This is a genomic window from Streptosporangium sp. NBC_01755 (genome assembly GCF_035917995.1).
GTDB lineage: Bacteria > Actinomycetota > Actinomycetes > Streptosporangiales > Streptosporangiaceae > Streptosporangium.
The window spans coordinates 5,654,494-5,668,202 of the sequence record NZ_CP109131.1; the positions used below are offsets into that span (position 1 = coordinate 5,654,494).

Here is a 13,709-nt window from a genome sequence, read left to right on the forward strand (position 1 = left end):
TCTGGACTGTATCCAATCAGCGGGTGATCGCACGGTTGGAAACCGAGTCGACGGCGGTGGCGTGATTCGCGTCGAAGATCTTCGAGTCCCGCCATGTGAGACCGTGGCCCGGGCATTCGGAACCGTCTGATAGCGTGCTGTGCATGCTGCGCGGGCTTCTTCTTAGCTGCCGCGACGAGGGCCTGTAAGGGCCGGCTCCCTCGTCGCGGAGCGAGCCATGCGTGTCGGCCACGATTGTTTTCCAGTCGAGGAGCCTTTGCATGTATCCGCAGCAGCAACCCAGTCCCATGCCGTTCAAGCGCTACGAGTCCTTCACCCCGATCCGGCTGGCCGACCGCACCTGGCCGGGCAAGGTCATCGAGCGGGCACCCCGGTGGTGTGCCGTCGACCTGCGTGACGGCAACCAGGCGCTGATCGACCCCATGGACTCCCACCGCAAGCTCAAGATGTTCCAGCTGCTGGTGAAGATGGGTTACAAGGAGATCGAGGTGGGCTTTCCCGCCGCCTCCCAGACCGACTTCGACTTCGTACGACAGATCATCGAAGAGGATCTGATCCCCGACGACGTGGTGATCCAGGTCCTGACCCAGGCCAGGCCCGAGCTGATCGAGCGGACCTTCGAGTCGGTGCGCGGGGCCAAGCAGGCGATCATCCACCTGTACAACTCCACCTCCACCCTCCAGCGCAGGGTCGTCTTCGGCCAGGACCGCGAGGGCATCACCGCGATCGCGGTCGAGGGCGCCAAGCTCTGCAAGAAGCTGGCCGCCGAGCTGGAGGGCACGGAGATCTACTTCCAGTACTCCCCGGAGTCCTTCACCGGCACCGAGCTGGAGTACGCGGTGGAGGTCTGCGACGCCGTCAACGACGTGTGGCAGCCCACCCCCGACCGCAAGGTCATCATCAACCTGCCCGCCACCGTCGAGATGGCCACGCCCAACATCTACGCCGACCAGATCGAGTGGATGCACCGCAACCTGGCCTATCGCGACTCGATCGTGCTGTCCCTGCACCCCCACAACGACCGGGGCACCGCCGTCGCCGCCGCCGAGCTGGGCTACATGGCCGGGGCGGACCGGATCGAGGGCTGCCTGTTCGGCAACGGCGAGCGCACCGGCAACGTCTGCCTGGTCACGCTGGGCATGAACCTGTTCTCGCAGGGCGTCGACCCGGAGGTCGACATCTCCGACATCGATGAGATCCGCCGGATCACCGAGTACTGCACCCAGCTGCCCGTCCACCCGCGCCACCCGTGGGGCGGCGAGCTGGTCTACACCGCCTTCTCCGGATCCCACCAGGACGCCATCAAGAAGGGCTTCGAGCACCTGGAGCGTGACGCGGCCGCCGCGGGCGTCCCGGTTGAGGAGTTCACCTGGGCGGTCCCCTACCTGCCGATCGACCCCAAGGACATCGGACGCACGTACGAGGCGGTCATCAGGGTCAACAGCCAGTCGGGCAAGGGCGGGGTCGCCTACATCATGAAGGCCGACCACCAGCTGGACCTGCCGCGCCGCCTGCAGATCGAGTTCTCCCGCGTCGTCCAGGGCCGCGCCGACGCCCTCGGCGGCGAGGTGAGCCCGGCCCAGATGTTCGAGGTCTTCGCCGACGAGTACCTGCCGAACGCGGCCGGCCCGTGGGGCCGGCTGGGCCTGCTGGCCCACCGCACCGTCTCCCGGGGCGACGAGAAGGACGCGATCAGCGTCGACCTGCGGGTCGACGGGGAGATCCGGGAGATCGAGGGTGTCGGCAACGGCCCCATCTCCGCCTTCTGCGAGGCGCTGGCCAGGGTCGGCGTCGAGGTTCGCGTCCTCGACTACGCCGAGCACGCCATGAGCGCCGGAACCGACGCCAAGGCCGCCTCCTACATCGAGTGCGAGATCGCCGGCCAGACCCTGTGGGGCGTCGGCATCGACGCCAACACCACCGCCGCCGCCCTCAAGGCCGTCATCTCCGCCGTCAACCGCGCCACCCGCTAGGACGGCCTTCCGCGCTGTCCCCGGCACGATCCGCCGGGGCAACGCGCCTGACAACGACCCACAAGGTCATCTGTCGCCTACTCGACCGCGCCTCCCGCGTAACCCGCGGACGCGCGGTCGAGTCGTTTCACCCTTCCGTGGCGGCGACCGGCGGTGCGAACCGGGTTCGATCGACGGCCGAGGCCTTTCCAAACTGGTGAATTCATGGCATTCCACGGCGAGTCGCTCCGAGGTACCCCATCGTTAGCGACATAGCATCTTTGCAGCTCAGGGTGTAATTCGCTCCCCCCGAACAAACCGAAAGCGACATTTTCGGCTATGTACGAAATTCGTATTCATCGGGGGAATTCATGCGATGTATCTTCGGCCTGGCCACCGCCGGGCTCGTCCTTCTCAGCGGCACGACGGCCGCCGCGGACGCGCTGCCGCAACCGCCGGGCCGCGGGCCCGCCCCGGCCGCGGGCCGGCCGATCGCCGATCCACCTCCGTGGCCGCCGCGGCCGATGCCGCCGGGGCCCGGATCGATCATGCTGCCCCCGCGACCGCCGACGCCTCCGGGGCCCGGGCCGCTTCCTCCGGGGCCCGGGTCGATGATTCCACCCCCGCGACCCCCGTTCCCGCCACGGCCTCCGCTCCCGTGGCCGCCCGGAACGTGGGGTCAGCCGATCCCGCCTCGCCCGATCCCGCCTCCGCCGTGGCCGACTCCGTGGCCGCCGCGCCCGTTCCCGCCCAGGCCGACCGGATGGCCGATTCCGCCGTGGCCGACTCCGTGGCCGCCGCGCCCGATTCCGCCCCGCCCGACCGGGTGGCCGATTCCGCCGTGGCCCGTGACGGTGGGCGTACCACTGGGCAGGGATCTATCGCTGACCATCGCGGGCAGGTCGGGCACCCGTAGCGTTCAGCTCAGTTGCTCGCCGGTCTTCGGCACGCACCCGCGCGCGGCGGACGCGTGTGCGGCGCTCTACCCGGCGCAGGGCGACCCGGCCCGGGTCAGGCCGACGTGGATGGGGTGCGCGCGGGTGTACGACCCCACGACGGCGAGCGCGACCGGCATGTGGGACGGCCAGTACATCCAGTACCGGCGGACCTTCAGTAACGAGTGCGACATGCACGCCGCCACAGGTCCGGTCTTCGACTTCTAGACCCGACTTTTGCGGATCCGGGACAGGAGAGCAGTCACTCATCGGCGCCTGGAGAGGATCAGGCCGGCCCCGTCGCACCTTCGCCGCGAAACGGCGGGAGCCGTCGGCGACCTGATCGCCGGTAGAGGTGATCGTCGATCCAAGGAACATCGGCTCGTACGGTGGCGGGCCTCCCGCCACCGTACGAGCCTGACCTACCGTTGGCACGGTGATGTCGCCGTCGTGCCCCACCCGACCACCGGTCCTGACCCGTGCCCCGCACGGCCACCCGAGTTCGACCCGGTACGCGGCACGGTCACGGTCGGCGCCGGGCGATGGATCGAACGGCGGTGTCCCGTCCCGGCGCGTTCACCTGGCAAGAGCAATAGGTAGTTTTCGCAGAGGCGGAGGGGCTCCGATCGATGCAAGCATCACCTTGTCGCTCGAAAGGAGCCAGAAAGTGCCCACTAACCCGTACATCGGCCTTGAAGCTCTATCCACCCCCGACAGCGCCGTCCTGCTGCTGATCGACCATCAGGGTGCCCAGTTTGCAGGTCTGCAGAGCCATGACGGCAACTTGGTGATCAACAACACTCTCGCCCTGGCCAAGGCGGCGAAGCTGTTCGGCATCCCCACCATCTTGACGACCGTGGTCGCCGATCGGGGTGGCCGTCTTCTCCGTTCGCTGCAGGACGTCTTCCCCGATCAGGAGCCGATTGACCGCACCACCCAGAACAGCTGGGAGGACCAGCGAGTGGTGGAGGCGGTGGCGGCGACGGGGCGTAAGGACCTCGTCATCGCCGGCCTTTACACCGACATCTGTGTGGTCTTCCCCGCGGTGCACGCGATGGCTGACGGATATCGGGTGATCGCCGTGACGGACGCCTCCGGCGCCACCTCGATGGAAGCGCACTAGCGCGCGGTACAGCGCATGGTGCAGGCGGGTGTCATCCCCAGCGCTGCCGTCACCATGCTCGGCGAGTGGCAGCGCGACTGGGCCAGGGAAGAGACCGTGCCGGGCATGGCCGAGATCTTCTTCGCGCACGGCGGCAGCTTCGGGGCGGCCCTCGCCTGGGAATTCCAGCTCCTCGGCCTTAAATGAGCGCTGCGAGTGTGACCGGGGCCGGGCCGGTCACACTCGCAGGTTCATGTCTCGCAGCTGCCTGCGCGAGTTGATGCCCAGCTTCCGGAAGATGTTACGCAGGTGAGCCTCGACGGTTCGTGGACTGAGGAAGAGCTCGGCGGCCACTTCCCTCGAGGTCCGGCCTCTCGTCACCAGGTGGGCGATGTTCGCCTCCTTCGAGGTGAGGACGTCGATGGCCGGCCTGGTGCCGCCGGCCGGACGTTCACCCAGTGCGCGCAATCGGCGGGCGGCCCGGGTGGCGAATCCCGTTGCGCCCATGGCGTCCAGCAGCCGATGCGCCTCTTGGAGCCGGGCACGCGCCTCGGCGCGACGGCCGGTGCGGCTCAGCCATTCGCCGTACAGCAGGTGAGTCCGGGCCAGTTGCACGTTCACGCGGGTTCGGCCCAGCCGGGCGCAGGCTTCCCGGTAGAGGTCGTCCGGGTCGTCGGATAGCAGGGCGCGGCTGCGCAGCAGGACGCCCAAGCCCCAATCGGTGCCAGATGCTTCGGTAAGTGCGGCGAGTTCGTCCACAGCGGGGATGGCCAGGTCCGCCCGCCCCGTGAGCACCGCGGCCTCGATGAGCTCGGGGAGCGCGGCCGCGCTCCAGCTCGTGCAGGGCGGCGAAGGCCAAGGCGGACTCCGATCGGGTTCCCCTGCCGCTCAGGACGACGAACCCCTCGGCGCGATCCTCGATGTACCGGAGCAACGCCGTCTTGCCGATGCCTGGATCGCCCCAGAGCACGCGGGCCCCGCCCTGCCCTCGCTTGGCCCCGTCAAGAAGACGGTCGAGGACCGCGGTCTCCCGATCTCTCCCATACAGCACGGTTGAAGATTATCCACTGGTCAGCGGTACTCATGGTGCACTCGTGCCGGGCTCCTGGAGCCCTTCGAGGCCCGCCCCACTGGGGCAAGCTCTTCCTGATGGGCCCCGAGCGCCTGGCGTCCCTGTACGACCGGCTACCGGACTTCCGGCGGCTGGCCGCCGACCACGACCCCACGGGCAAGTTCCGCAACCCGTTCGGGAACGATCGTCTCTTCGCGGGAGCAGAGCCCAGGTAAGGGTTCGGTAGGGCCACAACAGCATGGATCCGCCGGATGGCCGGCTACTGCCAACGCAGTGTGGTCGGTTCCCACGTCCCCGAGGTAACCACCCCGTTGAGCACGGGATCCACGAACCTTCTCGCCAGGAGCAGTGCGGAGTGCAGGTCACGGTATCCGGCCAGACCGGGGGCTGATGCCGCGGCTTTCGCGTATCCGGCTTCCCAGAGGGGTTCGTCGGCCACAGTGACGGTCGTCGGCTGGATCCCCTTCCGCAGTAGCCGCTCACAGCTCAGCGCGGAGTGCATCCGGGCGGCGTCCACAGGGCGGTTGACCGCGATCAGCACGATGTCAACGAGGTCGCGGAAGCGCGTGCTGGGACGATCACTGTGCCATTTCCCGATCGAGTAGATCTTGTCTGCAAGGGTGTCGCACAGCGGGTAGAGGCGATATCGCGGTTGATGTAGCCCAGGAATGCCAAGTGCAACGAGTGGATCAGCATGTTCCACTGTCCCGGTGGAGATCACGCCGGTTACCAGATCTACGTGAAAACGTTCGTAGGGGCGACGTCCGAGAAACGCTGTTACGGAAGCTCGGACCCCCTCCACGCCTTGGATCAGTAGTGAGGGTTGTTGAAGATGGAAGGAGAAGTGGTCGCCAAGGTCCTGGCTCAGGGACGATTGGAGAGCGTGGAATGCCTCAGAGCTGCTGGGGGCCGTTGTACAGAGGTCAAGGTCCGAAGAGTGTCGTGCTGCCTGGAGGAGAGCGAGGATGGATATACCCCCTTTGAGTACCCATCGATCGCTCGATGGCCCGGAGAAGCAGCGGGCAAGCGCTCGGTCATAGGCGAACTGGCGGCGCAGTTGCGACATCGAGTAAGGGCGTTGCGACGCGAGCATTTTGAATCGGGCAGTGAGCGCCGCCTCAAACGCACGGGGAGAGGCGTACGGCATGTTAGTTGTGATGAGGGCTCCCGGGAGATGCTGGTCTGACCAGGCCAATCAGATGATCTAGAAATGTTTCAGCCGGAGTGACGCCGTACGCCGCGGCATGGTGATTTATCGTTTCGGCGACCTCTTCCGGCGTTGAGAGGCCCCTGTCGAGGCTGTCCGTCAGGACGTGCGCCACGTGCTGGCCGTCATGGCGATCCGCGAGCAGGTCGTCGATCAGTCGCGGTATCGAGGTGACGGGAAGTTGATCCACCCACACGACGGATTCCGGGCCAATCGGCCGTGAATGGATCCGGACATCGGGGCGACGAGATCTTCCGCGCCTCTCTCGGGTGAACTCGTGGACCTCATCGGTGAAGTCTCCGACGCCGTGAACGACGGCGGCGCTACCGTGCGAGACGACCCCGGCGCCGATGCCCCGAAGATCGGCCTCGGTCTGTGGTTCGAGCATGAGCCATGCGGCACGCAGTTCGGTGAGCGGACCGGCGGGTGAACCTGAAACGCGGTAGACACCATAAGCGACACGGTTGAGCACTCCATCCTGGGTGAGCCGGGTCATGTCCAGATTGGAGACGCCGTTCTGGACCGCCTGCCTCGTCGTTACAAGGCCCCATTGTGCCTCGCCGATAGAGCCGAGGGTGGCCATTGCGCTACTTCTAGTCATGGCGCAACTCTTTCATATATGAAACAGTTGCGCCATGAGGGTCGTCTGCTGGATGGGGCTCACGCATGGGGCGTGAGCATGCCGAGCGCAACCTCCGGGGTTGGTCGTCGGCCGACCGCCTACACCGGAGTACTCGGCGCCAAGCTCGCGGGCGCGGGAGACGTGCCGATGGAGGACGCGGTGAAGCCCGGCAAGGAGACTCCCGACGACGTTGCCGGCACGCAGCAGCTGCGCGTCCTGCAGCGGGTCCTTCCTGCCGTCACCGGGTCACTCGTCGCCCTCATCTCACTGCACGGGGAACGGTAGCGCCTGGGCGAGGTCATCCGCGGTGCCGCACAGAAGGCGTTCTCCCGGTAGAGGCTGTCGACGGCTCCATAATGATCGTCACCGCGGGGTCGTGGCACGCCTCGGGGATCATGGGCGTCCCGTTAGGAGGAGGGAGACAGGATCCGGTGCTCGTGCCGAGTTCACGCCGGTGAAACCTCGGAAACAGGGGGAGCGGTCAGTCGAATTCGCAACCCTTCACGCCTTTGACGAACGCGTCCCATTCGCCGGGGGTGAAGACCAGTGCGGGGCCGGTTGGATTTTTGCTGTCTCGGACGCCTTTACGGCCGCCGGACAACTCGGCGACTTCAACGCAGTTGCCGCCGTCGGGTCCTGACAGGGAGGACTTGCGCCAGACGGCAGTGTTGAGTTCCTGGGTCAACTCGTCCATCGCTGCGTCGTCTCCTTGATCAATTCTAGGGACTCGCGCTGGGACAGTGCTTCGGAACGAATCCCCTCGTATCTGTATGTTAAAACGCTCACGTCCTCTGGTCGCTCTGTTACTCGGCTCATGACCCCAGCAGACTCGACGTATGCGGTGTCGAAGGTTCCCCGAGCCTGTGCGATGGCGAACCCACCGGCGAGGCCGGTCGTTGAGTATGCCTTGAAGGGAAGAACCTGAATGGTGATCCGGTACCGGATGTAGCCGAAACTTGGGATGGTCGGGAGGTTGATCGGAGATGATTCTTCTAAGCGGGTGAAACCATGAAAGCGACGACTCCGGAGCCGAGGATTCTCGGCAGCATCGATCTGCCCAGCGTTCGTGAATCCGTCTCACGAGCCCGCTCTGAAGTGCGCGAATGGCTCGGTGTCGATCATCCAATGGTCGACGACATCGTACTGGCGACTTCCGAGCTGGTAAAAAACTCGATCAAGCATTCCGATTCCACCTGCGCCGGTGCGACGAACGCCCACCCGGCCCGTTCCTCTTCCGGCCACCGGTCCGGCGGTGAGAGAGTAGGTCTCATCCCCGGCTGCCGGAGCGTCAGGGGGTGGAGACGAGGCCGCGGGTGATGGCCTCCTCGCGGAGGCGTTTCAGCGGGATCGCCGCGCCGTCGCGGTCGATGCGCCAGACGTCCCAGCCGGCGCACGCCTTGCTCCCCGCGGCCGCGGCCCCGGCGGCGGACAGGGAGTGGTACGCCTGGTCCGTCGCCGCCAGCCTGATCCTTCCGTCCTCCTCGATCGTGGCGTGGTGGACCTCGCCCTTGACCGTACGGAAGATCTTGGTGTTCGGCGCTATCAGGCCGCTCCTGATCAGGTCGGCGACCTCGACGCCGTAGTGGCGGCGGGCCGTGGGCGACTCGACAGGAGTCGGGAGCGGGATCACCGGCAGGCGGAAGCCGAGCCTGGCCGGGTTCCAGATCTCCTCGCAGAGCAGCCGGTAGAGGTGCTGGCGCTGTTCGATCTCCCGTACCCCGAAACTGGGGCAGGGCCGGAACGCCTTGTCCAGCCCCGAGTCCTTGAGATAGTGCGTGAACGGGGTGTTGCGCAGGCGGCTCTTGGGGTGCAGGGAGGCCGCGAGCCGGTTCTCCGCGTAGTAGTGCTCGATCTTCCTGTCGTAGGGGTCGTCGCGGAAGCTCGCGTTGATCGACTTGGGCAGGAGCAGCAGGGCGCCGAGGCGGTTGCGCCGGATGTAGAACTCCGCGGTGGTCTTGACGGCGTCCCGGTACCGTTCGAAGCGGTTGGCCCAGATGTGCTCGATCTCGTAGTCGCGCCGCCCCCGCAGGAAGGCGTACTCGTGCTGCCCTCCCTCGCAGGCGCGCTGGACGTGGGCGGTCATCCGGGAGAGCAGGTAGCGGACCACGCGGCGGTTGTTGGCCCGCAGCCCGAAGGAGGCCAGCTCGCGGAAGTCGTGGTCGAGCAGGGAGGTCTCCCGGCCGAGGACCGTGGCGATGTCCTCGGCGGTCCGGCAGATTCGCAGCAGCGGAATCAGCCGGTGGATGACCTCGTCGAGGTCACGGCGCTGCACCGGCAGGTTGTTGACGCATCTGCGCACGTAGAGGAGGTCGAGGAAGGAGGCGACCATCGAGGTCTTCCGGACGAACACCTCGTCGGGGTCCTCGGGAGAGACGACGGAGAGCAGCAGCGTGAACTGGTTGTCGATGCCGTTGTAGCCGTTGAAGTAGACGGCTGCCAGGGCGGGCGTGAACTCCCGGCAGGCGCGGAGCAGCTCGCAGTAGCGTTTCGACACGTCCGTGAGCCTCCGCACGAACCTCTCGGCCTCTGCCGGGCGGCCGAGGCCGAGCTGGACGTCGTTGCGCAGGATCCACTCATGGACGGCCCGCCCGATCTCGGCGGCGTCTTTGGAGTCCTTGTCGAGGTGCGCATACTGCGCCAGCAGGAACGAGCGAACGTACGCGCTGGGCGTGTTGGCCTCGGGGGAGTCGGTCTCCGAGGTGGTGAGACGGGCCAGCATATCGGCCCACTCCCTACCCAGTTCCTCGCGCGGCTGCTCGCCGACCCGCCGGAAGAGATGGCCCTTGAGCAGGTCCACGTGGCTCAGCCGGAGCCCCCGGTCGTTCATCGACACGAAGATCTCGCGGCCGTTCTCCTGGTCCAGTGCCCGGATGCCGACCAGGCAGACCCGGTCCAGCAGCCACCGGACGAAGGGCACCAGGGCCTCGCCCCGTAGCACCTCGGGGAACTCCCCGTCGATCTCCCTGCTCCGGTCGTGCAGGTTGCGCACCGAGATGTGCGCGTCGTCGGGCAGGGTGAACCCCTTGAGACCGTTCCAATCGGTGACCAGGGAATTGAGCAGCTGCGCGCGGGACAGCTCCTCGGAGCTGCCGACCTTGAAGCTCCGCCTGCCGTGCCGCGCCGTGTAGGTGAGCCCTTCCAACTCGTCGACGTTGATCCACATCTCCTGGTCGAGCAGCAGCTGCCGGAGATAGATCAGCACGAGATGGAGGGTGGTGACGCGCTGCTGGCCGTCGACGAGGAAGGTGCGGCCCCTGCTCTCGTGGTAGACGTAGGGGCCCAGGAAGTACGGGGCGTAGCGGCTGGCCTCCTCCTGGTCGTGCAGGGGGTTCCACTGGCTGAGAAAGCGCTGGCTGAGGTCGTCGATCAGGGTGCTGACCTCGTGCCGGGTCCAGGTGTACTCACGCTGGTAGTAGTCCAACGCGAAGGAGTTCCACTCGAAGAGGGTGCGGACCGTCACACCCTCGCCGTGGATGGGACTGTCCACCATGAAGTCGGCAGCGCCTCTCGCCTGTGGGGGGGGAACGGCTCATTCAAGAGCCATTCATCTCATTTATCACGCCAGACCCACAAGCGTTACCGATCGCCGCTAAGTCGTGACGTGTCAGGCGGGCAGGCCGAGGGTGCGGGCGTGGCAGCGCATGGTGTGGTCGAAGGCCGCGGTGCGGTCCAGGATCGCGTTGTTGAACTGGCCGAACAGCTCGAAGCTGATCCAGCCGAACAGGCCGGTCCAGGCGATCAGGCCGCGGACGATCACGTCGTCGGGGACGTCGGGCATCAGCTCGCGCAGGCGCGCGGCGTCCTCGCGGAAGGACGGCGGGGCGGGCGGATGGTCGCCGGGAGGGTTCAGGGTTCCGGCCCGATGGGCGTCGGAGACGATCCGGCCGTAGACGACGGTGTCGCGGACCGCGGCGGGGACGGTGTCCTGCGGAGCCTGGTAGCCGGGGACGGGTGAGCCGTACAGCAGGGCGTACTCGTGCGGGTGGGCCAGCGCCCAGTCCCGTACGGCGTGGCAGACCGCCATCCACCTGCCCGTGTGGTCGGTGTGCGGGACGGCTGCGTCGGCGTTCTCCACGGCCTCGCCGAGGGCGTTGTAGCCGTCGATGATCAGGGCCGTGAGCAGGTCGTCCTTGGAGGGGAAGTAGCGGTAGATCGCGGAGGAGGCCATGCCCATCTCGCGGGCGACCGCGCGCAGGGACAGGCCGCTCGCGCCGTCGACGGCCAGCTGCTCTCGGGCGACGTCGGTGATCTCGCGGGTCAGCTCGGCCCTGACCCTCTCCCGTGCGGTGAGCCTCGAAGTCATGCCGTGACCATATCAGAGCACTGGAAAGAAACGAGAGCACTGCTCTTGACGACTGGTGCTCTTTGGCGAGAGCATTGCTCTCATAGCGGAGCGGTAATCTCTGAGGAGCCCCCCATGATGTCCCTGGCCAAGAACACCAACCTGCTCGTCATGTTCCTGCTGGAGTTGGGCGTACTGGCCTCGGTCGGCTACTGGGGTTTCGTCACCGGTTCGAACTGGCCGGTGAGACTGCTCCTCGGCCTTGGCGGGCCGGCGCTGTTCATCGCGGCCTGGGCGATCTTCGGCGCGGCCAACGGCGCGCTGATCCCGCTCACCGGCCTCGCCCGCGCCGTCCTGGAGGTGCTCTGGTTCGGCGGCGGCGCCGTGGCGCTGGTCATGGCCGGCCGCGTCGTCCCCGGGGTCGCCTTCGCCGCCGTCTTCGTCGTCAACGCCGCCCTGCGGCTCGTCTGGAATCAGTGAGGAAGATCATGGCCAAGCACGTCGTCGCGGGAGCCGGTCAGGTCGGCTCCGAGGTCGCCCGGTTGCTGGCCGGGCAGGGACACGAGGTCGTCCTCGTCAGCCGCTCGGGCTCGGGACCCGAGGTGCCGGGCATCCGCAGGGTCGCCGCCGACGCGGGCGACCGCGCGGGACTGACCGCCCTGACCGAGGGCGCCGCGGTCCTCTACAACTGCGTCAACCCGCCCTACCACCGGTGGGCGCGCGACTGGCCGCCGCTCGCCGCGTCGCTGCTGCGCACCGTCGGGGCCTTCTCCCCGATGCTCGGTGAGCTGGAGGAACTGCGCTACCAGTTCGTCCGGCCCTTCGTCCTGGACTCGGGCGACTTCCAGGCCGCCTTCGGCATCGCGCCGACCCCGATGGACGAGGCGCTGGCCGAGACGATCGCGTGGTGGCGTGACCGTCTGGCCGCGGCGGCGTAGGGACGCGGTCGCCTGCCGTACGGCGCGTGCGGTGGCGCGGGGGTCGAGGCGGCCTTCGTGCACGTCGCGACGGAGGCGCACGGAGAGGTCGTCGAGCCGCTTCGGGGTCAGAGCCCGCGGGCCCGGTGCGCCTCGGCGACCCGGCCGACGCCGATCACGTGGGCGGCCTGGCGCAGGGTGATCCCGCACTCGGCCGAGACCGCCGTGACCGTGTCGAACGCGTTCTCCACGAGACCGCGGAGCCTCGCGTCCACCTCGCGTGCGCTCCAGGAGCGACCCTGCGCCTCCTGCAGCCACTCCAGGTAGGAGACGATCACGCCGCCCGCGTTGGCCAGGATGTCGGGTACCACGGTGATGCCCGCGTCGGCGAGGACGCGGTCCGCCCCGGGCGTGAGGGGGCAGCTGGCACCCTCCACGATCAGACCTGCCCTGATCCGGGGGGCGTTCTCCTCGGTGATCGCCCCTTCCAGGGCCGCGGGAACGAGCACGTCCACGTCGAGTTCCAGCAGGTCGTCGTGGGACAGCGGGTCCGCCTCGGGGTAGCCGCGCACTCCGCCGGTCTCCTTTGACCACGCCCGCAGGCCGTCGACGTCCAGGCCCGAGCGGTTGACCACGGCCCCGGTGCTGTCGGAGACCGCGACCACGAGACAGCCCGCGTCGGCGAGGTGGCGCGCGGCGGGGGCGCCGACCTTGCCGAAGCCCTGGATCGCGACGGTGCGGCCCTGGGGGGAGCCGCGCATGGCCCTGAGCGTGGCGATCCGCACGCCGCGCGAGGTGGCCTCCACCCGCTCCGGTGCGCCGCCGGAGGTCGTCGGTCCGCCGATCGTCACGCCGGGCACCGGGTAGCCCGCGTTCACCGAGTAGGTGTCCATGATCCAGGTCATGGTCCGCCTGTCGGTGCCGACGTCGGGGGTCGGGACGTCCCGCTCGGGGCCGACGATCGGCAGGACCTCGTTGACGTAGCGGCGGGTGACCCGCTCCAGCTCGCGGGTGCTCAGCGAGGCGGGGTCCACCGAGACGCCGCCCTGGGCGCCCCCGTACGGGAGGCCGGCCAGCGCGCACTTCCACGTCATCCCCATGGCCAGCGCGGTGACCTCGTGGACGTCGGTGCGGGGGTGGAAGCGGATGCCGCCCTTCGCCGGGCCGCGGGTGATGTTGTGCTGCACCCGGAAACCCTGCGCGACGTCCATCCGGCCGTCCTCGCGGCGGACCGGAACCGACACGGTGAGTGAGCGGCGGGGCGTGGCGAGCATGGCACGCAGGCTGTCGTCCAGGCCCAGCCGGTCGGCCGCCTGGTCGAGCTGGAAGAGCGCGGAGTCGAGAGCCTGCCGGCCAGGGCTGGCGGGAGCGGTGGTGGCCGGCGTCGTCGACGGCACCGTGAGCGTCCTCAAAGGAAACCTCCGTACGGAGCACATGGTCACGCTCAGAGTAGGTGCGGTTTTTTGCCTGCGGGGACAGGCAGTGTTTCGTTCTCGTGACCGCTCCCGGGCCCGGTCGCGCCATCTTGACCTGATGATGCGTTGTTATCTGGCGGCCTCTCCGGGCAATCTGGGAGGAACGTACGAATCCGGTGGGCTCCGATAAAGGATTCCTACCGTC

At 67.8% G+C, this 13,709-nt stretch carries 16 protein-coding genes and 1 pseudogene; 8 read left to right on the plus strand and 9 right to left on the minus strand.

Going from position 1 to position 13,709, the window contains the following annotated elements:
- Positions 1–260 precede the first annotated feature (260 nt).
- The 4 genes from leuA to OG884_RS27035 all read left to right on the plus strand — a co-directional run bounded on the left by leuA (position 261) and on the right by OG884_RS27035 (position 4,196).
- Positions 261–1,973: a 2-isopropylmalate synthase gene (leuA, locus tag OG884_RS27020; protein ID WP_326637433.1), complete on the plus strand. Its 1,713-nt coding sequence runs from the start codon at positions 261–263 to the stop codon at positions 1,971–1,973.
- 833 nt (positions 1,974–2,806) lie between these two features.
- The gene (locus OG884_RS27025) at positions 2,807–3,115 is read left to right on the plus strand and encodes an SSI family serine proteinase inhibitor (RefSeq protein ID WP_326637435.1); all 309 of its coding nucleotides are present in this window, start codon (positions 2,807–2,809) and stop codon (positions 3,113–3,115) included.
- Positions 3,116–3,554: 439 nt separating this feature from the next.
- Positions 3,555–4,010, plus strand: coding sequence for an isochorismatase family protein (locus tag OG884_RS27030; protein WP_326637436.1), 456 nt, complete (start codon positions 3,555–3,557; stop codon positions 4,008–4,010).
- A gap of 15 nt (positions 4,011–4,025) precedes the next feature.
- Positions 4,026–4,196 carry a hypothetical protein gene (locus OG884_RS27035; RefSeq protein ID WP_326637438.1) on the plus strand — a complete coding sequence of 57 codons (171 nt, stop codon included), beginning with the start codon at positions 4,026–4,028 and terminating at the stop codon, positions 4,194–4,196.
- A gap of 30 nt (positions 4,197–4,226) precedes the next feature.
- On the opposite strand, the gene OG884_RS27040 is transcribed toward OG884_RS27035, so the two are convergent.
- Positions 4,227–4,784 (minus strand): LuxR C-terminal-related transcriptional regulator, encoded by a 558-nt coding sequence (locus OG884_RS27040; RefSeq protein WP_326637441.1) that lies wholly within the window; start codon positions 4,782–4,784, stop codon positions 4,227–4,229.
- Between the two features lie 97 nt (positions 4,785–4,881).
- Positions 4,882–5,040 (minus strand): annotated as a pseudogene (locus OG884_RS37650) (ATP-binding protein); the annotation flags it as partial.
- 32 nt (positions 5,041–5,072) lie between these two features.
- Here OG884_RS37650 and OG884_RS27050 point away from each other — a divergent pair.
- Positions 5,073–5,276: a D-arabinono-1,4-lactone oxidase gene (locus OG884_RS27050; RefSeq protein WP_326647008.1), complete on the plus strand. Its 204-nt coding sequence runs from the start codon at positions 5,073–5,075 to the stop codon at positions 5,274–5,276.
- A 44-nt stretch (positions 5,277–5,320) separates the two neighbouring features.
- On the opposite strand, the gene OG884_RS27055 is transcribed toward OG884_RS27050, so the two are convergent.
- Entirely contained in the window at positions 5,321–6,208 is an 888-nt protein-coding gene (locus OG884_RS27055; protein WP_326637444.1) for a nucleotidyl transferase AbiEii/AbiGii toxin family protein, read from the minus strand.
- Position 6,209: 1 nt separating this feature from the next.
- On the minus strand, positions 6,210–6,851 hold the full coding sequence (locus OG884_RS27060) for a type IV toxin-antitoxin system AbiEi family antitoxin domain-containing protein (protein WP_326637446.1): 642 nt from the start codon (positions 6,849–6,851) through the stop codon (positions 6,210–6,212).
- A gap of 96 nt (positions 6,852–6,947) precedes the next feature.
- Here OG884_RS27060 and OG884_RS27065 point away from each other — a divergent pair, with 96 nt between their 5' ends.
- On the plus strand, positions 6,948–7,175 hold the full coding sequence (locus OG884_RS27065) for a hypothetical protein (protein WP_326637448.1): 228 nt from the start codon (positions 6,948–6,950) through the stop codon (positions 7,173–7,175).
- Between the two features lie 196 nt (positions 7,176–7,371).
- Here the strand turns inward: OG884_RS27065 and OG884_RS27070 are convergent, their stop codons facing one another.
- The 4 genes from OG884_RS27070 to OG884_RS27080 all read right to left on the minus strand — a co-directional run bounded on the left by OG884_RS27070 (position 7,372) and on the right by OG884_RS27080 (position 11,193).
- Positions 7,372–7,584 (minus strand): DUF397 domain-containing protein, encoded by a 213-nt coding sequence (locus tag OG884_RS27070; protein ID WP_326637449.1) that lies wholly within the window; start codon positions 7,582–7,584, stop codon positions 7,372–7,374.
- Positions 7,572–7,943 carry a Scr1 family TA system antitoxin-like transcriptional regulator gene (locus OG884_RS37655; RefSeq protein WP_442811744.1) on the minus strand — a complete coding sequence of 124 codons (372 nt, stop codon included), beginning with the start codon at positions 7,941–7,943 and terminating at the stop codon, positions 7,572–7,574. The genes OG884_RS27070 and OG884_RS37655 overlap by 13 nt, the downstream gene beginning before the upstream one ends.
- A gap of 235 nt (positions 7,944–8,178) precedes the next feature.
- Positions 8,179–10,380, minus strand: a complete 2,202-nt coding sequence (locus OG884_RS27075; protein ID WP_326637450.1) for a DUF262 domain-containing protein — start codon at positions 10,378–10,380, stop codon at positions 8,179–8,181.
- Between the two features lie 114 nt (positions 10,381–10,494).
- Positions 10,495–11,193 (minus strand): TetR/AcrR family transcriptional regulator, encoded by a 699-nt coding sequence (locus tag OG884_RS27080; protein ID WP_326637453.1) that lies wholly within the window; start codon positions 11,191–11,193, stop codon positions 10,495–10,497.
- A 114-nt stretch (positions 11,194–11,307) separates the two neighbouring features.
- Between OG884_RS27080 and OG884_RS27085 the strand changes: the two genes are divergently transcribed.
- Both OG884_RS27085 and OG884_RS27090 read left to right on the plus strand, forming a co-directional pair.
- On the plus strand, positions 11,308–11,652 hold the full coding sequence (locus OG884_RS27085) for a YrdB family protein (protein ID WP_326637455.1): 345 nt from the start codon (positions 11,308–11,310) through the stop codon (positions 11,650–11,652).
- Between the two features lie 8 nt (positions 11,653–11,660).
- Entirely contained in the window at positions 11,661–12,110 is a 450-nt protein-coding gene (locus OG884_RS27090) for an NAD-dependent epimerase/dehydratase family protein (RefSeq protein WP_326637457.1), read from the plus strand.
- A gap of 107 nt (positions 12,111–12,217) precedes the next feature.
- On the opposite strand, the gene OG884_RS27095 is transcribed toward OG884_RS27090, so the two are convergent.
- A complete protein-coding gene (locus OG884_RS27095; protein WP_326637460.1) occupies positions 12,218–13,486 on the minus strand; it encodes a Glu/Leu/Phe/Val family dehydrogenase in 1,269 nt (422 codons plus the stop codon).
- Positions 13,487–13,709: the final 223 nt, after the last annotated feature.